The sequence below is a fragment of the Dehalococcoidia bacterium genome, assembly GCA_030018455.1.
Lineage (GTDB): Bacteria > Chloroflexota > Dehalococcoidia > DSTF01 > JALHUB01 > JASEFU01.
Window position 1 is genome coordinate 1 of record JASEFU010000008.1, and the last position, 19,904, is coordinate 19,904.

General features: G+C 66.5%; 20 protein-coding genes, 1 tRNA gene and 1 other annotated feature. Of the genes, 12 read left to right on the forward strand and 9 right to left on the reverse strand.

Features of this window, described 5'->3' with window-relative positions:
• Together rsmG and QME71_09230 are read left to right on the forward strand one after the other, a co-directional pair.
• On the forward strand, window positions 1-840 hold an 840-nt coding region (gene rsmG, locus QME71_09225; GenBank protein ID MDI6858479.1), incomplete at its 5' end, for a 16S rRNA (guanine(527)-N(7))-methyltransferase RsmG.
• Between the two features lie 141 nt (window positions 841-981).
• Entirely contained in the window at window positions 982-1,596 is a 615-nt protein-coding gene (locus tag QME71_09230; GenBank protein MDI6858480.1) for a hypothetical protein, read from the forward strand.
• 66 nt (window positions 1,597-1,662) lie between these two features.
• On the opposite strand, the gene QME71_09235 is transcribed toward QME71_09230, so the two are convergent.
• The gene (locus QME71_09235) at window positions 1,663-2,856 is read right to left on the reverse strand and encodes a CaiB/BaiF CoA-transferase family protein (protein ID MDI6858481.1); all 1,194 of its coding nucleotides are present in this window, start codon (window positions 2,854-2,856) and stop codon (window positions 1,663-1,665) included.
• Between the two features lie 207 nt (window positions 2,857-3,063).
• Here QME71_09235 and QME71_09240 point away from each other — a divergent pair.
• From QME71_09240 to QME71_09255, 4 genes are all read left to right on the forward strand, one after another.
• Window positions 3,064-3,139, forward strand: a tRNA-Ala gene (locus QME71_09240).
• Between the two features lie 12 nt (window positions 3,140-3,151).
• Window positions 3,152-3,390: a binding site (T-box leader), on the forward strand.
• A gap of 15 nt (window positions 3,391-3,405) precedes the next feature.
• The gene (locus tag QME71_09245; GenBank protein ID MDI6858482.1) at window positions 3,406-3,900 is read left to right on the forward strand and encodes an MgtC/SapB family protein; all 495 of its coding nucleotides are present in this window, start codon (window positions 3,406-3,408) and stop codon (window positions 3,898-3,900) included.
• Complete coding sequence (gene leuS / locus QME71_09250; GenBank protein MDI6858483.1) at window positions 3,884-6,331, forward strand: leucine--tRNA ligase; 2,448 nt, start codon at window positions 3,884-3,886, stop codon at window positions 6,329-6,331. The genes QME71_09245 and leuS overlap by 17 nt, the downstream gene beginning before the upstream one ends.
• Before the next feature lie 22 nt (window positions 6,332-6,353).
• Window positions 6,354-7,064, forward strand: coding sequence for an alpha/beta fold hydrolase (locus QME71_09255; GenBank protein MDI6858484.1), 711 nt, complete (start codon window positions 6,354-6,356; stop codon window positions 7,062-7,064).
• An 86-nt stretch (window positions 7,065-7,150) separates the two neighbouring features.
• Here the strand turns inward: QME71_09255 and QME71_09260 are convergent, their stop codons facing one another.
• From QME71_09260 to QME71_09280, 5 genes are all read right to left on the reverse strand, one after another.
• The gene (locus QME71_09260) at window positions 7,151-7,597 is read right to left on the reverse strand and encodes a hypothetical protein (GenBank protein ID MDI6858485.1); all 447 of its coding nucleotides are present in this window, start codon (window positions 7,595-7,597) and stop codon (window positions 7,151-7,153) included.
• A 90-nt stretch (window positions 7,598-7,687) separates the two neighbouring features.
• Window positions 7,688-8,164: a pantetheine-phosphate adenylyltransferase gene (gene coaD, locus QME71_09265; GenBank protein ID MDI6858486.1), complete on the reverse strand. Its 477-nt coding sequence runs from the start codon at window positions 8,162-8,164 to the stop codon at window positions 7,688-7,690.
• Window positions 8,161-8,715: a 16S rRNA (guanine(966)-N(2))-methyltransferase RsmD gene (gene rsmD / locus QME71_09270; GenBank protein MDI6858487.1), complete on the reverse strand. Its 555-nt coding sequence runs from the start codon at window positions 8,713-8,715 to the stop codon at window positions 8,161-8,163. Before rsmD ends, coaD begins: the two co-directional genes overlap by 4 nt.
• A gap of 21 nt (window positions 8,716-8,736) precedes the next feature.
• The gene (locus tag QME71_09275) at window positions 8,737-10,395 is read right to left on the reverse strand and encodes a hypothetical protein (GenBank protein MDI6858488.1); all 1,659 of its coding nucleotides are present in this window, start codon (window positions 10,393-10,395) and stop codon (window positions 8,737-8,739) included.
• Window positions 10,392-11,504: a trypsin-like peptidase domain-containing protein gene (locus QME71_09280; GenBank protein ID MDI6858489.1), complete on the reverse strand. Its 1,113-nt coding sequence runs from the start codon at window positions 11,502-11,504 to the stop codon at window positions 10,392-10,394. Before QME71_09280 ends, QME71_09275 begins: the two co-directional genes overlap by 4 nt.
• Before the next feature lie 269 nt (window positions 11,505-11,773).
• On the opposite strand from QME71_09280, the gene greA reads away from it, so the two are divergent.
• The 5 genes from greA to serS all read left to right on the forward strand — a co-directional run bounded on the left by greA (window position 11,774) and on the right by serS (window position 16,496).
• On the forward strand, window positions 11,774-12,247 hold the full coding sequence (gene greA / locus QME71_09285) for a transcription elongation factor GreA (GenBank protein MDI6858490.1): 474 nt from the start codon (window positions 11,774-11,776) through the stop codon (window positions 12,245-12,247).
• 78 nt (window positions 12,248-12,325) lie between these two features.
• A complete protein-coding gene (lysS, locus tag QME71_09290) occupies window positions 12,326-13,810 on the forward strand; it encodes a lysine--tRNA ligase (protein ID MDI6858491.1) in 1,485 nt (494 codons plus the stop codon).
• A 2-nt stretch (window positions 13,811-13,812) separates the two neighbouring features.
• Window positions 13,813-14,463, forward strand: a complete 651-nt coding sequence (locus QME71_09295; GenBank protein MDI6858492.1) for an HAD family phosphatase — start codon at window positions 13,813-13,815, stop codon at window positions 14,461-14,463.
• 267 nt (window positions 14,464-14,730) lie between these two features.
• Complete coding sequence (locus QME71_09300) at window positions 14,731-15,231, forward strand: NUDIX domain-containing protein (protein ID MDI6858493.1); 501 nt, start codon at window positions 14,731-14,733, stop codon at window positions 15,229-15,231.
• Entirely contained in the window at window positions 15,225-16,496 is a 1,272-nt protein-coding gene (gene serS, locus QME71_09305) for a serine--tRNA ligase (GenBank protein ID MDI6858494.1), read from the forward strand. The genes QME71_09300 and serS overlap by 7 nt, the downstream gene beginning before the upstream one ends.
• Window positions 16,497-16,547: 51 nt before the next feature.
• Here serS and QME71_09310 read toward each other — a convergent pair whose 3' ends face one another.
• Both QME71_09310 and QME71_09315 read right to left on the reverse strand, forming a co-directional pair.
• Window positions 16,548-16,835, reverse strand: a complete 288-nt coding sequence (locus QME71_09310; protein MDI6858495.1) for a GYD domain-containing protein — start codon at window positions 16,833-16,835, stop codon at window positions 16,548-16,550.
• 153 nt (window positions 16,836-16,988) lie between these two features.
• Window positions 16,989-17,276: a GYD domain-containing protein gene (locus QME71_09315; protein ID MDI6858496.1), complete on the reverse strand. Its 288-nt coding sequence runs from the start codon at window positions 17,274-17,276 to the stop codon at window positions 16,989-16,991.
• Window positions 17,277-17,408: 132 nt separating this feature from the next.
• Here QME71_09315 and QME71_09320 point away from each other — a divergent pair, with 132 nt between their 5' ends.
• Window positions 17,409-18,506 (forward strand): DUF1786 family protein, encoded by a 1,098-nt coding sequence (locus QME71_09320; GenBank protein MDI6858497.1) that lies wholly within the window; start codon window positions 17,409-17,411, stop codon window positions 18,504-18,506.
• Between the two features lie 80 nt (window positions 18,507-18,586).
• Here QME71_09320 and QME71_09325 read toward each other — a convergent pair whose 3' ends face one another.
• Window positions 18,587-19,876, reverse strand: coding sequence for a hypothetical protein (locus QME71_09325; protein MDI6858498.1), 1,290 nt, complete (start codon window positions 19,874-19,876; stop codon window positions 18,587-18,589).
• Window positions 19,877-19,904: the final 28 nt, after the last annotated feature.

Below are 19,904 nucleotides of genomic sequence, written 5' to 3' on the forward strand. Positions count from 1 at the left end.
TTCCTCTCCCCACGTGGCATTATGGTGTACGGAATGTATCTGGACGAGCGCACTCAAGCCGGCGTGCGCTTTGCTATAATCTCTCTTCCGGAGGCGCCAGTGCTTGAAGTCCTGTCACAAGGCGCCCGCGAGCTCGGCCTTGAACTGGACGCGCTGCAGCTAGAGCGGTTCGAGCGCTACTACCGGCTGCTCGCGACCTCGGGCAGGAGGGCGGGCGTCACATCGATAACGGACTACGAAGAGGTGCAGCGACGGCACTTTCTGGAATCGCTCGCGGTTGCCGCAACCCTGCTCCAGCTCGGCGTCCTCGGCGGCGCATCGCCGGGCTCTGCGCTCGATCTCGGCAGCGGCGGCGGCTTCCCCGGCCTGCCGATGAAGATCCTGCTTCCCGCGCTGGAGATGACGTTGCTGGAGGCGAGCGCGCGAAAGAGCGCCTTCCTGCGGGAGACGGTCGACGCGCTGGGGCTGGAGGGCGCGCAGGTGGTGACGGCGAGGGCGGAGGAGGCGGCGCAGCAGCCGGCGTACCGCGAGCGGTTCGATCTCGTGGTCGCGCGGGCGGTGGCGCCGCTGCCGGCGCTCGTCGAGCTGGCATTGCCGTTCCTGAGGGTCGGCGGCCATCTCGCCGCGCCGAAGGGCAGCCGCGCGTCAAGCGAGGTGAAACAGGCGTCGTTTGCCCTCGAGGCACTGCATGGGGAAGTCGTCGGGCGATGGCCGCTGCCGCTCGCGGGCGCAGCGCACTCGCAGACGCTCGTCTTAGTCCGCAAGACGGCGCCGACGCCTGAGCGCTACCCGAGAAGGGCGGGGGTCCCCGCTAAGCGGCCGCTGCTGCAAAGAAAATGATCTTCCGCTAAATCTTTTGCTCTTTTCTCTACCCTTTCCCGCAACAGGGTGCTAAAATACCGCCAAGAAAACGCAAGGAGGTGAGAGAGGGAGCTCGACAGATCGGTGGGCGACACTTGAACAGGACAAGGAGGACGTGCATTGGACTACCAGGTAACGACTAACCGTCTGATGCGGTTGCTGCGGCTGGATACTGCGGTATTCGACGAGGTCCGGCTGGACGCTACAGCCACCGCTTCTTCCCTTGTGGTGGCGGCGGTAGCGACGTTTCTCGCCGGATTCGGCGGCTGGCTCTGGTGGGTCATCGCCTCCGACTTTGAGGGAGGCTCAGGCGATGTCCTGCTCAAGTCAGCCATCCTGGGCAGCATCTTCTCGATCGCCCTTTGGGTAGCGTGGGTGCTGGTGACCTACGTGGTTCTGACCCAGGTGTTCCAGGCGCAGGCCGACCCGCAGCAGCTCGTCCGTACGATGGGGATGGCGGCGGCGCCCTTGGGGCTGAGCATACTGATGTTCATCCCCGAGATCAGCTTCGGCATAGCGCTGGCTTCGGTGGCGCTTTTCTTCGGGTTGAGCTACGTCGCGGCCATGGCCTCGACGAACGCCGGCCCGGGGCAGACGCTGGTGGCAACCATCGCCGGCTTTGCCGTCTGGGCCATCGTGCTGACCATCCTGTCGGGCGATATAAGCGTTGGCCTGGGTGGCATCTCGCCCGACATCTATGCGCCGGGCATATTCATATTCGGGATCGGCAGCTAGCGGGGGGCCCTGAACGGCCCGGACTGCGTGGTAACCTGAAGCAGCGGCCGACAGCCATTACGGCCTTCAGCTAATCGCGCCCAGTCGCCTGAGGGTGTCGATTTGCGCCCGGTCGTGGCCGAGGGCGGCAAGCACCTCGTCGGTGTGCTGGCCGGGCCGCGGCGCCAAGGAGCGCACGGCCCCCGGCGTCTCCGAGAACTTCGTCCCGATCCCCACCTGACGCACCTTCCCCAGCGTCGGGTGGTCTATCTCCAGCACCATGCCCCGGTGCCGGTTGTGCGCGTCCTCTGCCGCCTCGTCGAGACCGTACACCGGCGCCACGCAGACGTCCGTTTGCCGCAGCAAGTCGAACCACTCATCGCGCGTCTTCTCTCGGAACGCTTCGCGCAGGAAGGTGGACAACTCGTCCCAGCGCGACGTGTCGCCCTGCAGCGGAACGAAGTCCTCGCGGCCAAGGGCGCGGCAGAGGTTGGCGTAGAAGTGGGGCTCGAGGCTGCCGATGCTCAGCCAGCGGCCGTCTTTCGTTTCGTAGACGTTGTAGAAGGGGGCGCCGCCGTTCAGCATCTCGGCGCCCGGACGGAGCGGGCGGCCGCTCGCGAAGTACTGCATGAAAGGCAGCGCCAGCAGGTAGATGACGCCGTCGGACATCGCGATGTCGAGGTACTGGCCGCGGCCCGTCCGTTCGCGGGCGAGCAGGGCGGCGAGGATGGCGTATGCGGCGTGCAGCCCGCCGGCCGCGAAATCGGCGATGATGTTGAAGGGGATCGCCGGAGGCCCGTCAGGCGAGCCGATGATGCCGAGGGCGCCGCCGATTGAGATGTAATTGATGTCGTGGCCCACGAGGCCGCTGTACGGCCCGTCCTGCCCGTAGCCGGAAAGCGAGCAGTACACGATGCGCGGGTTGATCTCTCTGAGCGTCTGGTAGTCGACCGCCAGCCGCGTGACGACGCCGGGCCGGAACCCCTCGAGGACGACGTCCGCCGTCTCCGCCAGCCGGTAGAAGATGCGGCGGCCCTCCTCGTGGCGGAGGTTGAGGACGATACTGCGCTTGTTGCGTCCGAGGGCATTGAAGGCGGCCGCGCGTTCTGCGCCTTCGTCTTCGCCTGCGAGGGCGGGACGGGCGCCGCCGCTGGGCAGCGCATCGGCGGGGGCCTCGACGAGAAGGACGTCGGCGCCGAGATCGCCGAGGAGCATGGTGCAGAAGGGCCCAGGGGCGAGGCGTGAGAGATCGAGGACGCGTATACCTTCCAGCGGCATCATGTCGAGCGCACCTCCGTGGTCAGCTAGGGCGATGATGGGTCAGGGCCGTCGGTGGTGTCAAGGAGCGCTGCCGGACACTCTCGTTGCGGGATGCAGACGACGCGGCATTGTTGGAAGTCCGGTGTAAGCTCATGCCGCGCCCTTCAGGCCGCCGGTCCCCAAACCTGTTGCGCCGCGCCATTCGCATCTGCTACGATATGAAAGCGTGGGGCTGTAGCTCAATTGGGAGAGCGTTTGTCTGGCAGACAAAAGGTAGGGGGTTCGAATCCCCCCAGCTCCACCAGATTCATATTCGAGAACTGCGGGGAACAGGAGTAGTAGGCCCCGATGCCCGTCCAGAGAGCCGGCGGTCGGTGCGAGCCGGCAAGTGAGGGCTGAACTCGCCTGGGAGCAGCGCCGGTCAGCGAAAGCAGCCGGCGACGGCGGCGCCCGTTATCGCGCCTCTGAGCGTCCCGGTTGCGGCGATGGCTGCGAGCCGTCGTTTCACAACCGGGAAATCAGGGTGGTACCGCGGAGCAGCCCTCCGTCCCTGGGACGGGGGGTTTTCGTTTGAGGGATAACGCACTGGACGCAATCGACCAGATCGAGATCGTGGGCAGGGTCGCCCTCGCCGCCGTCCTTGGCGGGGCCGTCGGCCTCGAGCGGGCACTCCGCGGCCATCCCGCCGGAGTGCGCACCATGGCGCTCGTCACCGCCGGCGCCGCGCTCTTCAGCGACATATCGCGGCTCAGCGGAGGCGACGACCGCATCGCCGCAAGCATCGTCACCGGCATCGGCTTTTTGGGCGCGGGCGCAATCGTCCGTGAAGGCTTCACCGTCGAGGGCATAACCACCGCCGCAACCATCTGGGCGACGGCCGCCGTCGGCATGGCCATCGGCCACGAGCTGTACCTAACAGGGCTGCTGGGAGCGGTCCTGATACTGCTCATCCTGGCGGCGCGTCCTTTCGTCCGCAGGGCCGACGAGCTTATCAAGCGACAGACCGGCGGCGGTGGCGGTGAGACCGGACATAGAGAAGAGAGAGAAGATGAGCGACAGGCATAACCCGCCGGAGATCGAGAAGAAGTGGCAGCGACGCTGGGACGCCGATGGGCTCTACCGGACGCCGGACGATGACCCGCGCCCCAAGTGGTACGCCCTTACGATGTTCCCCTACACCTCCGGCGACCTCCACATCGGCCACTGGTACGCCATGGCCCCCTCCGACGTCCAGGCGCGCTACAAGCGCATGCGCGGCTACAACGTCCTCTTCCCCATGGGCTTCGACTCCTTCGGCCTGCCCGCGGAGAACGCCGCCATCAAGTACCAGATACACCCCTACGAGTGGACGATGAACAACGTCGAGCACATGCGCAAGCAGCTCCGCTCGATGGGGGCGATGTTCGACTGGGAGCGCGAGGTCATAACGTCCGACCCCGACTACTACAAGTGGACGCAATGGTGGTTCCTCCAGTTCTATAAGAACGGCCTCGCCTACAAGGGGCTGGCGCCTGCCAACTGGTGCCCGTCCTGCCAGACCGTCCTCGCGAACGAGCAGGTGCTCCCCGACGGCACCTGCGAACGCTGCCACACGCCCGTCGTGCGGCGGCTGCTCGAGCAGTGGTTCTTCCGCATCACCCGCTACGCCGACGAACTGCTCGACTTTGGCGGTATCGAGTGGCCGGAGCGCATCGTGACGATGCAGCGCAACTGGATCGGGCGCAGCGAAGGGACGGTGATCGCGTTCGGCCTCGACGCGCCGGGAGCGGAGGAAAAGGAGATACGCGTCTTCACCACCCGCCCCGACACCGTGTACGGCGTGACCTTCATGGTCATCGCGCCCGAGCACCCGCTTGTCGAGAAGCTGACGACACCGGAGCGGCGGGCGGAAGTGGAGGCGTACGTGGAAAACAGCCGCCGCATCACGGAGATCGAGCGGCTGTCGACGGAGCGGGAGAAGACGGGCGTCTTCACGGGCTCGCACTGCATCAACCTGCTCAACGGCGAGCGCGTCCCCATACTCGTCGCCGATTACGTGCTGCTCACTTACGGGACGGGCATCGTGATGGGCGTGCCCGCCCACGACGAGCGCGACTTCGAGTTCGCGCGGAAGTACGGCATCCCCGTGCGCGTCGTCATCGCCCCGCCCAACTACGACGGCAGTCCCCTGAGCGAGGCCTATCTCGAGCCGGGGGTAATGGTGAACTCCGGCCCCTTCGACGGCACGCCCAACGAAGAGGGAAAGGCTGCGGTCACCCGCTACCTCGAGGAACGCGGCTGGGGCGGCCCGACGGTCAGCTACCGCCTGCGCGACTGGCTGCTGTCGCGGCAGCGCTACTGGGGCGCGCCCATCCCCATCGTCTACTGCGAAAAGTGCGGCACGGTGCCGGTGCCCGAGAAGGACCTGCCGGTGCTTCTGCCCTCCGACGCCGAGTTCCGGCCGACGGGGGAGTCGCCGCTGGCCAGGCACGAGGGGTTCGTCAACACTAGCTGTCCGCAGTGCGGCGGCGCGGCAAGGCGCGAGACCGACACGATGGACACCTTCGTTTGCTCGAGCTGGTACATGTACCGCTACGTCGACCCCCACAACCCCGAGCGGCCGATGTCGCGGGAGCTGGCCCGAAAGTGGCTCCCCGTCGACCAGTACACGGGAGGCGCCGAGCACGCCGTCATGCACCTGCTCTACTCTCGCTTCTTCGCCCGCGCGGCGCGCGACATGGGCCTCGTCGAGTTCGCCGAGCCCTTCCTGCGGCTGTTCAACCAGGGGATCATCGTCTCCGGCAAGGCGAAGATGAGCAAATCGCGCGGCAACGTCGTCGCCCCCGACGAGTACGTGGCCCGCCAGGGCGCCGACGCCGTGCGCGTCTACCTCATGTTCATCGGGCCGTGGGAGCAGGGCGGCGAATGGGACGACTCCGGGCTCGCGGGCGTCTCGCGCTGGCTCAATCGCGTGTGGAACCTGGTGCTGACGCCCGCGAAAACGGTGGCGGAAGCCGACCCGACCGCCGTCCGCGAGCTGCGGCGCATGACCCACAAGACAATCCGTCGCGTCACCGAGGACGTGGAGCGCTTCCGCTTCAACACGATGGTCGCAGCGCTCATGGAGTACACCAACTACCTGACGCGCATCCGCGATGCCGGCCCCGTGCCCGAAGCCGCCTGGAACGAAGCAATGGAAACGCTGCTCCTGTTGCTCGCGCCGTCGGCGCCGCACCTGGCGGAAGAGCTGTGGGAGCGCACAGGGCGTCCGTACAGCATCCACAACCAGCGCTGGCCGGAGTGGGATGCGGGTCTCGCCGCCGAAGAGCAAATTACGCTCGTGGTGCAGGTAAACGGGAAGCTGCGCGACCGAATCCTGGTGCCGGCCGATATCGGCGAGGCGGAGGCGACGGAGCGGGCGCTAGCGAGCGCGAAGGTGAAGCCACATCTTGAAGAAAAGTCCATACAGCGGGTAATCTACGTACCGCAGCGGCTCGTGAACATCGTCGTGAGATGAGGGCCGTCAGGGACGTGGAAACGTGCGCGCGCGGACGAAAGCACTCCTGCCGCTAATCGCCATTGCGGCCGCCGTCTTCCTCTCGTGTGGGGACGACGAAGAGGCGACGCCGACGCCGGCGCCGCTCACATCGGAGAAAGTTAGCTTCCACACCGAGGACGGCATCACCATCCGCGGCCACCTCTTCGGCGACGGCGATGTGGCCGTCATCCTCTGCCACATGCGCCCCAGCGACCAGACATCGTGGTACCCGTTCGCCGAGGAGCTGGCGGATGCCGGCTACGCTGCCCTGACGTTCGACTTCCGCGGGTACGGCGAGTCGGACGGCGAGCAAGAGCTCTCGCTGGTGGACCTGGACGTCGAGGCAGCGCTGCGGGCGATGCGCGAGCGCGGCCACGACACGGTGTATCTCGTCGGCGCGAGCATGGGCGGGACGGCCTCGCTGATGGTCGCCGCGCGCGAAGAAGTGGCGGGCGTGGTGGCGATATCGGCGCCGGCGCAGTTCGAGGGGTTGAACGCGGAAGAGGTGATAGCGGAGGTGGGGGAGCCGAAGCTGTTCATCGCCGCCGAGGGGGACGCATCGGCGACAACCAGCCTGGAGACATTGTTTGAGCTGGCGCCGGAGCCCAAGGAGCAGCGCGTGTTCGGAGGGTCGGCGCACGGGACGGCGTTGCTGGAGGAGGAGCACGCCGCGGAGGTGAAGGCGGCCATCACCTCCTTCCTCTCACGGTAAGGGGGCAATTCTGGGGAAGTCCAGAGAGGGTAACCCCCTCCGACGGGGGTCTGGGCTGCCCGCCGGCAGGCAGGGCGTCCCCCAGACTACCTGATCTGGGCCTTGTTCTCCATGCTTTCGATGCCCGCGCGCACGCTCGCCAGGAACGCCGATAACTGCGACTCCAGCTTCTTCAGCATCTCCATCGCGTAGCGGTCCGCCTCGTCCATCTGCTGCGCCGCCACCGATTCCGCCTGGCTCAGCCGCGCTCTCATCCGCTCCTCCGTCTCCTTGAGCAGCGCCTCCGCCTGCTCCTCCGCCTTGCGCGCGATCTCTTCGCCGCGGGCGTGCGCTGCCTTCACGATCTCGCTCTCGCTCAGACGTTCCTCCACCTCCTCCTGGGCGCGGGCGATCATGAGCTGTGCCTCCTCGCGCGCCTCCGACAGCACCTCCTCCTTCCGCGAAAGCACCTCCTGCGCCTCCCGCAGCTCACCGGGCGCGGCGACGCGCATCTGGTCGATGAGGTCCAGCAGGCGGCGCCTGTCGACGGCCACGCGGCCGCCGATGGGCAGTCTCGTCCCTTCGCCTACCAGCTCTTCCAGCCGGTCTATCAGGTGCAGGATGTCGATTTCGCGCCTCCTTCTTTACTCCCGCCCGAACTTCCTCCGCAGGGCCTCAGCGACGTGCGGCGGCACGAGGTCGGCCACGTCGTAGCCCAGGCTGGCGACCTCCCGGATGCGGGCGCCGCTGATGAACAGGTGCTCGAGGCTGGCCATGAGATAGACGGACTCGATCTCCGGCGCCATGATCTTGTTCATCAGCGCCATGTCGAACTCCGTCTCGAAGCCGGTGACGGCGCGGATCCCCCGCACGAGCACGGTCGCTCCCTGGCTGCGCGCGAAGTTCACCACTAGCCCGCGGAACGGCTCGACGGTGACGGCCGGGTTGTCCTTCACCGCCTCGCGAAAGAGCGCCAGCCGTTCTTCGGTGGAGAACAACACTTCCTCCAGATCGTAGACGGCGACGACGACGCGGTCGAAGAGCGAGGCAGCCCTCCTGACGATATTGAGATGACCGTTGGTGACGGGATCAAAGCGTCCGGGGTACATTGCGATGGTCAAGGGCTACCTCCTGCGCGATAGAAAGAAATGACGGTGTCGCCGTGCCGCCGGCTGGTCACGAGGGGGCGCCGGCCCAGAGCCGGGGGCGGAGGGCGCCGGCGCGAATGTTCCATCACTATTACGGCCTCCGGCTCCACAAGCGGTGAATCGCCGATTCTCTGGAGGACGTCCTCCGCCTTTTCGTCCCCGTAAGGCGGGTCCGCCAGAATGAGGCTATACCGACCCTGCAATCTCGTCAAGACCTTTTCCACCGGCCAGCAATGAACGGCGGCGTTTTCGGAAAGGCCGGTCGTTTCCAGGTTCTGGCGGATGAGGCGGCAGGCGCGCTCGTCCTTCTCCACGAAGTCGCACCGGCCTCCGCCCCTGCTCAGCGCCTCGATCCCCAGCGCGCCCGTGCCGGCATAGAGGTCGAGGACGCGCGAAAGGTCGGCGCCCATGGCCGCCAGCATATCGAAGATCGCTCCCCGGATCAGGTCGGATGTCGGCCTGAGATCGCGGCCGCGCGGCCCCTTGAGCGGGCGTCCTCTGGCTGTTCCGGCGATTACGCGCATTCCCTGCCGCGCTGCGGGACGCTATTCTCCGACATCGATGCTGAGGCGCTGCCCGAGGCGGGCGAGGCCGTCACTCACGATGAGGGCGACCCGGTAGGTGCCCGGCTCGTCAGGGGCCTTCCACGTAATCGATCCGTCGCCGGCGTCCTGGATTTCGCCCGCTTCCGCCTCCCATTGCGGGGCAAGCATCGTCCCGTTGGGCTTTGCGAGCGACGCCTTCCCCGTGCTCATGAACTCGTCGAGCAGCGGCCAGATGTCGCCGAGGCCGGGGCCGGTCGAAACATCCTCCAGAGCGACGCCGGCGAGGTGAAAACGGGAGACGAGGTTCAGCCTGAAGGCGAAGCTGAAGGAGTTCTCGATCCAGACGGTCCGCGCGCCGCCGAGGCCGGGATAGGTGAAAGAAACGGCGGCCGCTTCCTCGTCCCAGTGGATGCCGGAAGCGCCATCCTCCTGACAGATGTTCTCGCCCAGCACCCGTACGCGCCCGCCGGGGGCGACGGGCCCGTCGTCGCGGTCCAGCTTCATGCTGCCCGCGATCGAAAGCGCTTCCAGCAGGCTGAGGTTGCGTATCCCCTCGCCCCCTTTCTCGTGCGCCCAGGGGCTGAGAACGAGGGACAGCTTCGCCGGTGGTATTTTCTGGTCCTTGATCAGAAAGTCGAGCGCCTGCTCCATCTTCCTATAGTAGCGGGACGGGTCCGGGTCGGGCCGTATCTTAACGGTGTCGGCGGCGGCCGCGAGCTGCTGCCAGTCGTAGGCGCCGGTGTCCCACTCGCTTCCCTGAAGGATGGGGAGCGGCGCCGTGAGCGTCAGCGCGAGGTCGCGTCGGTGCAACTGCTCGGCGAGGGCGGCGACGAATTCCGTGAACTCGTCCCGTCGCAGCGGGTCCAGCGCGCCGTAGTCGATATCCACGCCCCCGTAGGGGCCGGACTCCGCCATTTCGAGGATGGCGTCGATGTGGGCGTCGCGCAGGTCAGGGGAGCCCATGATCGCGTTCACGGCCTCCGTCTCCTCCGGCGTGGAGGCGCGCACCGATGGCTGGACCTCGTAGGCAGGCTCTCCTTCGGGGGGCGCCGGCGCCTCACCTATGAGCGAGCCGTCGAAGGCGGGGGCAAAGGCCACCGGGTTGAGCACGGAGAGGAGCGGCGCCGCCTCCGCGTTCAATTGCGAGCCGGCGGGCAGCCATCCTGAAAGCTCGTTGGGGGCGCCGGTGCTCTTCAGGACAGCGAGGTTGCCGGGGATTTCGGCCAGGTCCGCCTGGGCGGCGGCGCCTTCCAAGGCAAGCCGGACGGATGCGATGCGCCGCCATTCGCCGTCCTCGAACGTGTAGAAGGAAAGGCCGCGCGCGTTCCCGAGGGGCGATGGGAGGCTGAGGGTGATCTGGGTGGGCCCTTCAATCTCGCCCGAGACGGAAATGTCGTAAAGAGGGGTCACCGCCTCCAGCCCTTCGGGCAGAGACGGCATGTTCTTGCGCGCCTTCGCCTCGATCTTCACCTCCTCTCCAGCGCCCCCGTCGCCGTCGCCTCCGCCTCCGCTGAGTATGGAGACGGGCGGCAGTACGAGCACCAGCAGGAAGAGTCCGAGGACGATCATCGCGCCGATGACGAAGGGGGCGCGCCGGTCGCGCCGCTCCGGCTCCTGGCGCAGTATCTTGTCGAACGGGCCGGGTTCCTCGTCCGTCATCGGTCTCTCGGCACCAGCTTCACGCGCAGGGTCATTTCTTCGCCCTCGCGGTTCACGAGAAAGTCGACTTCGGCGTCGGGTGGGAGCCTGCCAAGGGCGTTGATGAAGGGCATGTCAGGCGTGAGGTCCATGTCGCCCATCCGCAGGATTATATCACCCTCGAGCAGGCCGGCCTCGTCGGCGGGAGTATCGGGGGAGACGCGCAGGACGAGGGCGCCCCGGTCGGAGAAAAGGCCCAGCGGGACAAGCGATGGATCGACGTCCTGGTGCGCGATGCCCAGGTACGCTCTCGGATAGCGCCCGTCGGCGATGATGGCGTCGACAATCGGCGCCGCCACCTTACTGGAAATCGCGAAGCCGATCCCCTCGACGATGTCGCCGCCGTCGGTGCTGCGGATTATCGTGCTGTTTATGCCGACAAGCTCGCCCCGCGAGTTTATCAGCGCGCCACCGCTGTTGCCGTGATTGATGGCGGCGTCCGTCTGCACCAGGTCTTCCATAACCACGCCCTCGCGGGCCCAGCGGCGGTGCAGGCCGCTGACGACGCCCACGGTTACCGACCCCTCGAACTCGTGGAGGGCGGTGCCGATGGCGATCACTTTCTCACCCGGCCGCAGCGCATCGGAATCGCCCCAGCGAAGGGCGGGCAGCCCGGACGCGTCGATCTTGATGACGGCCAGATCGGTGAAGGGGTCGTCCGCCGCGACGAGGGTTGCCTCGTGTTCCTCGCCGCCGGGCATGACCACGGTGAGACGGGCGGCGTTGCGGACGACGTGCTCGTTGGTGACGATAAACCCGTCACTGTCGACGATCACGCCGGAGCCCACCGCTACCGATTCCAGCGCATCGCCGAACGTGTTCCTGGCGGGCAGCAGCTCGTTGACGACCGTGACTACCGAGCGCGCCGCCTCACCTGCCACATCGGCGTCCGGCGAGTCGACGGCGCTGGTCGGCTGCGGCCCGTCCGTGGGCTCAGAGACGATCGAAGGACGGCCCGAGTCATCGTCGTCGAGAAAGTGGACGGTGACTCCGCCTGCTGCGCCTCCCAGCGCGGCCGCGAGGAACAGCAACGCAACGAGTGGAAACAGACTGAGTGGTCTTCCCGCCATCTCCTCCACCGATCACAGAGGGGACCAATACGACGGTCGGCTGCGTTCAGTCATTTTAGCACGACGGTTTTCGCTGCCGGAAGCCGCCCCTCCTCAGTGTCGAACCGCCGCTTCAGAGAGGCGCGCTGACTGCCGATTACTTGACATGATAGGGGAGACCACTTTACAACGGACGGCCCGCTCTTTATAATAAGGCCACCGTATATACAAGCGACTGAGGGCTCGGCGCGCTCAGTCTCTTTTTTCAGTAACGTTTCAGGAGCAGCGAGATGCCGGAGAAGCCGGTTCCCCTCACCAAAGAGGGCTTGGCCAAGCTGGAGAAAGAGCTTGAATACCTGCGGACGGTGCGCCGCCAGGAAGTAGCCACGCGTATCCATCAGGCCAAGGAGCTGGCGAGTACGCAGAACAACGCCGAATACGAGGACGCGAAGAACGAACAGGCGTTCGTAGAGGGCCGCATCCTCACTCTCGAGAAGATAATCGCCAACGCTGAGATAATCAACCAGGAGGAGGCGCACCGCTCGAAGAAGGTGCAGCTCGGCTCCAGGGTCACGGTCCTTACCCCCAAGGGCACGAAGGAGACTTACACCATCGTAGGTAGCGCCGAGGCGCAGCCCCGGGAGGGCCGCATCAGCAACGAATCGCCTGTCGGTCAGGGGCTGATCGGCAAGGGCGTCGGCGACGCCGTACTCATCGAGGCGCCGGCGGGAACGCTCAGGCTCACGATCACGGACGTATCCTGACAGCAACGTTGAAGTAAGCGAGCGGGGCGGGCGAGGCCGGACGGCGGACGCCCGCCATCGATTATCCAGGACTATTCAATGGCGGGAAGAGAAGAAAGCTATCAGCTCCGGCGGGAAAAACTGGAGCGACTGCGCACTCGGGGAGTTGATCCTTATCCCCCACGGTTCAGGCGGACTCACACCGCCCGGCAGGCAGTCGAGGCGTTTCTCGAATGGGAGAAAGCGAAGCCCGTGGAACAGGCGCCGGAGGTCACGGTCGCGGGCCGCCTCACGGCCATGCGCGACATGGGGAAGGCGACGTTTGCCGACCTCCGCGATGGCAGCGGCCGCATCCAGGTCTATCTTAAGAGCGACGCGCTCGGCGCTCAGGCGTACGCCATGCTCGAAGACATCGACCTGGGCGATTTTCTCGGGGCGCACGGCCGCCTGTTCCGCACGCGCGCCGGCGAAGTGACGGTCGAGGCGGCGGGATACGTGGTGCTCGCGAAGTCGCTGCGCCCGCTTCCCGAGAAGTGGCACGGCCTGGTGGACACCGAGACCAGGTACCGGCAGCGCTACCTCGACCTTGTCGCCAATGAGGAGGTGCGCGATCTCTTCCGCACACGCGTGCAGATAATCGCTGCTATCCGGCAGTACATGAACGACCGCGGCTTCCTTGAGGTCGAGACGCCCGTTCTTCTGCCGGAGGCGGGCGGCGCGGCAGCGCGGCCCTTCGTCACTCACCACCGCGCGCTCGACCGCGACCTGTACCTGCGCATCGCTACCGAGCTCTATCTCAAGCGGCTGATCATAGGCGGGTTCGACAAGGTGTATGAGATCGGCCGCATCTTTCGCAACGAGGGGATTTCGACGAAGCACAACCCTGAGTTCACGATGATGGAGAGCTACGAGGCCTACGCCGACTACAACGACGTAGCGGCAATGGTCGAGGAACTCGTGGCCTACGTGGCGCAGGAAGTGCTCGGCACGACCCGCCTTACTGTCGGCGAAAGCGAAATCGACCTCGCGCCGCCCTGGCGACGCCTCACCGTGCATGAGGCGCTGCGCGAGTACGTGGGGCTTGAACTCGAACAGTACCGCCGCGATGAGGCCGGTCTGCGCGCCGTCGTCCATGGCATGGGAATCGAGGTGCCGGAAGAGGCCGGCTGGGCGAAGCTCATCGATGAGTTGCTGTCGGAGCGGGTGGAGCCCAGACTCATCGAGCCCACGTTCCTCATGGACTACCCTGCGCCGCTTTCGCCGCTGGCCAAGCGCAAGGCCGAGAACCCCGACCTCGTGGAGCGCTTCGAGCCGTTCGCGGGCGGCCTCGAGTTGGGCAACGCCTACACGGAGCTTAACGACCCGCTCGATCAGAGAGAGCGCTTCCTCGAGCAGTCGCGCCGTCGCGCCGCCGGTGAGGAAGAGGTCGAGATGCTTGACGAGGACTTCCTGCTCGCCCTCGAGCACGGCATGCCCCCCACGGGCGGCCTCGGCATCGGCATCGACCGGCTGGTCATGCTCCTCACGGGCCAGCGCTCCATCCGCGAGGTCATCCTCTTCCCGCAGCTTCGCACGAAGGACTAACGTTGGGCCGCTTCCACGCCGTGATCTTCGATATGGACGGCGTCCTCGCCGACAGCGAGCCGGCGTACCTGGAAGGGATAAACCGGGTGCTGGCGCGATTCGGCGTGCGGCTGAGCGAGGGCGAGAACACGGCGATCATGGGCACGACGGTCGAGGTGACGTGGGGCGCCGTAATCGAGAAGTTCCGCCTGCCGCCGGAGAAGTACGAGGAGTGCGTCGCGAGCTACGATAAGGCGATGGAGGAGTTGCTGCGACGGCCGCGCGAGCCGCTGCCAGGAGCGCGGTGGCTCTTACAGGAGCTGCGGTCGCGCAAGGTGCCGTACGCGCTCGCCTCTTCCGCGTGGCCGAACTGGATCGCCTCGCTGCTCGAGGCGACGGGGCTCGACGGTTCGTTCGACGTCATCGTCTCGCGGACGATGGTAGAGCACGGCAAGCCCGCGCCCGACATCTACCTGTACGCGGCGGAGAAGCTGGGCAGAGAGCCGGGGCGTTGCGTCGCGCTGGAGGACACGCCGACGGGGATCGCGGCAGCGAAGGCGGCGGGGATGTTCGCAGTGCAGATGCGGGGCGCTTCCACGGCGTTTCCGCCGCTGCCCGAAGCAGACCTCGTCCTCGAATCGCTCGAAGCGTTCCCGCTTTCTCTTCTTGGCTGACGGCCCTGCTCTTCTCCGGGTTTCGGGAGTGCAGAGGGTGTCCCTCTGCCGGGGGTTTCAGGGCCCGCCTGCCGGCAGGGTAGGGGTGTCCCCCTGATTGTTCAAGACGCCTCGCGGGCGGGTGGGCCTCCCTACCGGCAGGCAGGTGGGAAGATCGGCGCAAATGTTGGCGGAAGCGGCAGCGAGGCGCGGGGCAGCGTCGGTGCCTTGGCAGGGAGACCACTCTCTATCGACGTGGCAACACGCGGCTGCTAGAATCGGCTTCTGATGAAGAAACACTTCACCGTCACCGGCTTCGTCGTCCACGAAGACGCCACCCTCTTCCTCTGGCACCCGCTCCTCCAGATGTGGGTGCCGCCCGGCGGCCACGTTGAGGAGAACGAGGACCCGGCCGGGGCGGTGCTGCGCGAGATACGCGAGGAGACGGGGCTACAGGCTGAGATCGTGGCGGAGGAGGAACCCCTCGGTCTGGACTACCCTGAACAGTTGCCGGCGCCCCATACGGTCCTCCTGGAGAGGAGCTTCGAGGCCGGGCCGCCGCACCAGCACGTCGACCTCATCTACTTCTGCTCCGTGCGGGGACGGCCGCCTGCGCTCCGGCGCGACGAAAGCGCCCTGACATGGGTCGACGAGGGCCGGCTGGAGCGGAACGAGCCGCTCGCTGCGGGTGGAGGCGCCGCCGCGCGCGTCCCCGATGACGTCCGGCTCCTGGCGCTGCGGGCGATTGCGACGGTTCGACGCTTGCTGAAGGCGAGGGAGCCATGCTGAGTCTGCAGTTCATCCGTGAGAACCCGGAGACGGTGCGCAAGGCGCTCATCGACCGCGGCATGCAAGACGGCCTCGACCAGATACTCGACGTCGACAGAAAGCGGCGCGAGCTGCTGGTCGAGATCGAGGCGCTGAAGGCGGAGCGCAACGCCGGCGGCAGGCGCGTCGGCGCCGCGCGCGACGAGGCGGAACGCAGCAAGCTGATCGAGGAAATGCGCCGGGTATCGGAGGAGATTAGCGCCCGCGAGCCACACGTGAAAGAGATCGAGGAGCGGCTCAACGGCCTGTTGCAGGAGCTACCGAACATCCCCAGCGCTAATACGCCCGTCGGCGAAGGCGAGGAGCAGAACGTCATCGTCCGCACCGAGGGCGAGCCGCCGCCGTTCGACTTCGAGCCGCGGCCCCACTGGGAGTTGGGCGAGCGCCTGGGCATCATCGATTTCGAGCGCGGCGCCAGGATGTCGGGCTCGCGCTTCTACGTGCTGATAGACGCGGGAGCGCGGCTCGAGCGCGCCCTCATCGCCTGGATGCTCGACCTGCACCGCGAGCAGGGCTACAGGGAGGTCTATCCGCCATTCATCGTGCGGGAGGAGACGATGTGGGCCTCCGGCCAGCTCCCCAAGTTCCGCGACAACCTGTACCACGACGTGGAGGACGACGTCTGGCTCGTTCCTACGGCCGAGGTGCCGCTGACCAGCCTCCACCGCGACGAGATCATGGAGCCGGGTGTGCTGCCGCTGCGCTACGTCGCCTACACGCCCTGCTTCCGCCGCGAGAAGATGAGCGCCGGCCGGGATGTGCGCGGGATCAAGCGCGGCCACCAGTTCGACAAGGTGGAGATGTACAAGTTCTGTCAGCCCGAGCTATCGGACGAGGAGTTGCAGGCGATGGTGCGCGACGCCGAAGCCGTCTGCCGCGGACTGGGTCTGCGCTTCCGGGTGAAGCAGCTCTGCACGGGCGACCTGGGCTTCAGCGCCGCTGAGGCCTACGACGTGGACGTGTGGGCGCCCGGCTCCGGCGAGTGGCTCGAGGTGAGCACCTGCTCCAACTGCACCGATTACCAGGCCCGACGCGCGAACATCCGCTTCCGCCGCGAGAAAGGGGCGCGCCCCGAGTTCGTGCATACGCTGAATGGATCGGGGCTGGGCTTGCCGCGGACGCTGGCGGCGGTGATGGAGACGCACCAGCAGCGTGACGGCTCAATCGTCGTGCCGGAGGCGCTGCGCCCCTACCTGGGCGGCCTGCAAGTCATAGCAAAGGCTTAGCGAAGGAATACCGCCGTTGGCTGATAGGCGCGGCTTCTTACCACGCCCAGGCTACGGCGCGACGCGGGAAACGAACTCGTCGATCTTGATCGCGGGCAGCGTCATGAGCTGCACCGTCGCCCGCGACCCCAGCTCGACGGCGATCCGGACCATCACCTCGTTGTTCGCCGCCTCCAGGATGTTGATGAAGTCGTAGGGGCCCAAAACGGCGTACTGGGCCAGCACCTTGCCGCCCATCGCCTCGATCTCTTTGTTGACTTCGCGGATCCGCTCCGGCCGGCTCTTTATCGTCTTTCGACCCTGATCGGTCAGATTACTGAGCACCACGTAGATAGCCAACGCCTTCTCCTTTCCCTGCCAGAGACCCTCCTGGTTGACGCTATGATACCGGGGCACGCGTGGCAGTCAAGGGGCAAGGCAGGGCGGAGGGCGCAACAAGGCCCCGGTGGCTTTGAAAGCGCGACCGCGGGTGCCGCCCGCAGGGTCTCGACGCTAGCGCTTGATCCGCTCGATGAAGCTGTCGACGGGGATGGCGGGCATCGTCATGAGCTGAAGCGTGCCGCGCGCCCCCAGCTCAACAGAGATGCGCGCCACCATCTCGTTGTCCGCCGCGTCGATCACGTTGACGAAGTCGTACGGCCCCAGGGTGGCGTATTGCGCCAGCACCCTCGCCCCCATCGCCTCGACCTCGCTGTTCACCTCCTTGATCCGCTCCGGCTTGTTCTTGACCGTCTTGCGGCCCTCATCGGTCAGAGTCGTGAGCATGACGTAGATTCCCATCGCATTCCCTCCTGGAGCGCTGAATCGCAGCCCAACGCGATGACCTGCTGAGTGAACCGGATCATATCCGTTTGGAGAAGAAAGTCAATATCGGCAGCCGCTCAAATGCTAAAATGAAACGGGTTCGTTTCGATGAAGATTCTCGCCGTCGACACAGGCACCGGGACACAGGACATTCTTCTGTTCGACACCTCGGACCCCGTCGAAAATAGCGTCAAGCTGGTCGTGCCCAGCCCGACGCTACGGGTGGCGGAACAGATACGCCGGGCGACGCACCAGAAACAGCCCATCCTCTTCACCGGCGTGACCATGGGCGGGGGCCCCTCGCGCTGGGAGCTGGAACGGCACCTTCAGGCGGGCCTCGCCGCCTTCGCGACACCCGACGCCGCCCACACTTTCGACGACGACCTGGAAGAGGTGGAGCGTATGGGCGTACAGGTGGTCGGCGAGGACGAGGTCAACCGGCTGTGGTGGGCGGCGCAGATCGGGATGCGCGACCTCGACCTCGAAGGGCTGCGGGAGGCGCTCGCGCGCCTGGGCGTGGACACCGGCATCGACGGCGCGGCCCTCGCCTGCCTCGATCACGGCGCCGCGCCACCCGGCTACTCCGACCGTCTGTTCCGCTTCGAGCACATGCGCCGCGTCGTTGAGGCCAACAACGACCTGCTGGCGTTCGCTTTCAAGCCGGAGGAGGTTCCGGAGTACTTGACCCGCGCCCGCGCCCTCCTCGCCAGCGTCGACGCGGACGTGCCGCTGGTCTTTCTCGATACCGCGCCAGCGGCGGCGCTGGGCGCCCTCCAGGACCCGCTTGTCGCGCAGGCGGAAGAGCAGCTCGTGCTCAACCTGGGCAATTCCCACGCCCTCGCGTTCCACCTGCGCGGCACGCACATCTTCAGCCTCTTCGAGCACCATACGGGCCTGCTCAGCCGCGAAGACGTGGAGTCGATGGCGGAGCGCCTTCTGGCGGGGACGCTGCGCCACGAGGATGTGTTCGAGGGCAACGGACACGGTGTGTACTACGCCGACCAGCCGGACGGCGGCGACCCGTTTGTTGCGGTGACGGGGCCGCAGAGGGGGAAGCTGCGGGGGAGCCGGCTGGCCCCGCACTTTGCCGTCCCGCACGGCGACATGATGCTCTCCGGCTGCTTCGGGCTGCTGGAAGCGTTTGCCGCCAGGTACGCCGAGCACCGGGAAGAGGTGGAAGCGGCGCTCCGGCCGGAAACGACCTGACGGCAACCGCGGCCGATGCAAAAGAGTAGGGGCGACGCGCTGGCATCGCCCCTATCGATTGTGTTCGCTGGGTTCGTGCGCTAGCGGCGGCTCTTGACCGCTCGCAGCAATGCCCCGGCTGCTGCGACGCTTACTCCCGCAGCGGCCAGACCGAGCCACGGCGTCGAGCTATTGCCCGTGCCAGAGCCTTGACCCGTGGGTGGCGCCTGAATCTCAGGCATTCCGCCGCCCGTCGGCGTCGGGGCGGGTGGCGGCGGCGGTGGCGGCGTCGGCGTGTCCGCCGGCACGGGTGTATCGGTGGGCTCTGCTGTTGCCGTTGGGGTGGGTGTGTCGGTCGGGTTCCTCCGGAAGGGCGTGGGGGTTGCCCCGATGAACGGCGGCGGTTCGCCGGGCTCCGCCGCGAATAGCGAGGCCGAGACGGTGACCGACTCGCCTGGTTCGAGGTGGATCGCGTCCTGCGCGTTCGGCCCCCAGTAGTAGAGCACCGCGCTGTCGTTCTCATCGCCGTCCGCGCTCGCCACATCGAGCGACGGGCTAGTCACGTAGTCGAACGCCTCGTCGTCGGCAGGCGACCAGGCGACGAACATAAGGGTGTCCGGCGCTACCGGCGGCGGCTCGACTGCAGCGGGGCCGTTCACGGTGCCGTACACGACGAACAGAGGAGCGCCCGCCTCATCGTTGTCCTGAATCGCGTAGGCGGTGAAGGCCGGCGAAACGTAGGTCTGCTCCGTGACAACGGCCGCTCCGTCGGGATCGATGGGGGTGAACGAAGGTCCGTCATCATCGCCGATATCCCAGTCCCACAGATAGCGGATGCCGATATCTACGGCTTCATCGCCATCGTTGGTGACGGACGTGGTGATCTCGACGCTGGAGTCGCTCAGCGTTGAGCCGTTGATGTTCACGTCTTCGACGATGGTCAGGTCGTCCAGCTGTGCCGCGGCCGAAGTGACGACGTAGGTCGTGCGGGTGCCGGTCGTGCCGATGGGCTCGACCGTTGCATACGGGTCCAGGACCACTACGTTGAAGCTGCTATTCTTGCCGCTGTAATCGTCATTTATGTAGTCGGTTTGGGACGTGTAGGAGCGAATCGTGCTCCAACTGGTGCCCGGGCTTTCGCTGGCGCCGCCGTAGAGGACGTCCTGGTGCGCTTCCGTCTCGATCGTGATGGGGTGGTTATCGCCCGTGCGGGCGGTGTACTGGCCCATCCCGTCGTCGGAGTCCTCCACCGACGCGTCGTAGATTCCGTTGCCGGTGGTGACTGTGCCGTGGTCGCTGCCCTTGGGATCGTCGGCGAGGGCGGCATGCGCGACGGTTAGCGCCAGCGCAAACGCTGCGAGCGCCACGAATAGCTTCTTGCCTCTGAGCATCTGGACCTCCTGTCACAGCAGTATGATT

What these genes read in the sequence shown, in the direction of transcription:
- QME71_09235 (MDI6858481.1), bottom strand. Translation starts at nt 2,856, where the DNA reads ATGATGCCGCTGGAAGGTATACGCGTCCTCGATCTCTCACGCCTCGCC.
- leuS (MDI6858483.1), top strand. Translation starts at nt 3,884, where the DNA reads ATGAGCGACAGGCATAACCCGCCGGAGATCGAGAAGAAGTGGCAGCGA.
- rsmD (MDI6858487.1), bottom strand. Translation starts at nt 8,715, where the DNA reads ATGCGCGTAATCGCCGGAACAGCCAGAGGACGCCCGCTCAAGGGGCCG.
- QME71_09275 (MDI6858488.1), bottom strand. Translation starts at nt 10,395, where the DNA reads ATGACGGACGAGGAACCCGGCCCGTTCGACAAGATACTGCGCCAGGAG.
- QME71_09280 (MDI6858489.1), bottom strand. Translation starts at nt 11,504, where the DNA reads ATGGCGGGAAGACCACTCAGTCTGTTTCCACTCGTTGCGTTGCTGTTC.
- greA (MDI6858490.1), top strand. Translation starts at nt 11,774, where the DNA reads ATGCCGGAGAAGCCGGTTCCCCTCACCAAAGAGGGCTTGGCCAAGCTG.
- lysS (MDI6858491.1), top strand. Translation starts at nt 12,326, where the DNA reads ATGGCGGGAAGAGAAGAAAGCTATCAGCTCCGGCGGGAAAAACTGGAG.
- QME71_09300 (MDI6858493.1), top strand. Translation starts at nt 14,731, where the DNA reads ATGAAGAAACACTTCACCGTCACCGGCTTCGTCGTCCACGAAGACGCC.
- serS (MDI6858494.1), top strand. Translation starts at nt 15,225, where the DNA reads ATGCTGAGTCTGCAGTTCATCCGTGAGAACCCGGAGACGGTGCGCAAG.
- QME71_09315 (MDI6858496.1), bottom strand. Translation starts at nt 17,276, where the DNA reads ATGGGAATCTACGTCATGCTCACGACTCTGACCGATGAGGGCCGCAAG.
- QME71_09320 (MDI6858497.1), top strand. Translation starts at nt 17,409, where the DNA reads ATGAAGATTCTCGCCGTCGACACAGGCACCGGGACACAGGACATTCTT.
- QME71_09325 (MDI6858498.1), bottom strand. Translation starts at nt 19,876, where the DNA reads ATGCTCAGAGGCAAGAAGCTATTCGTGGCGCTCGCAGCGTTTGCGCTG.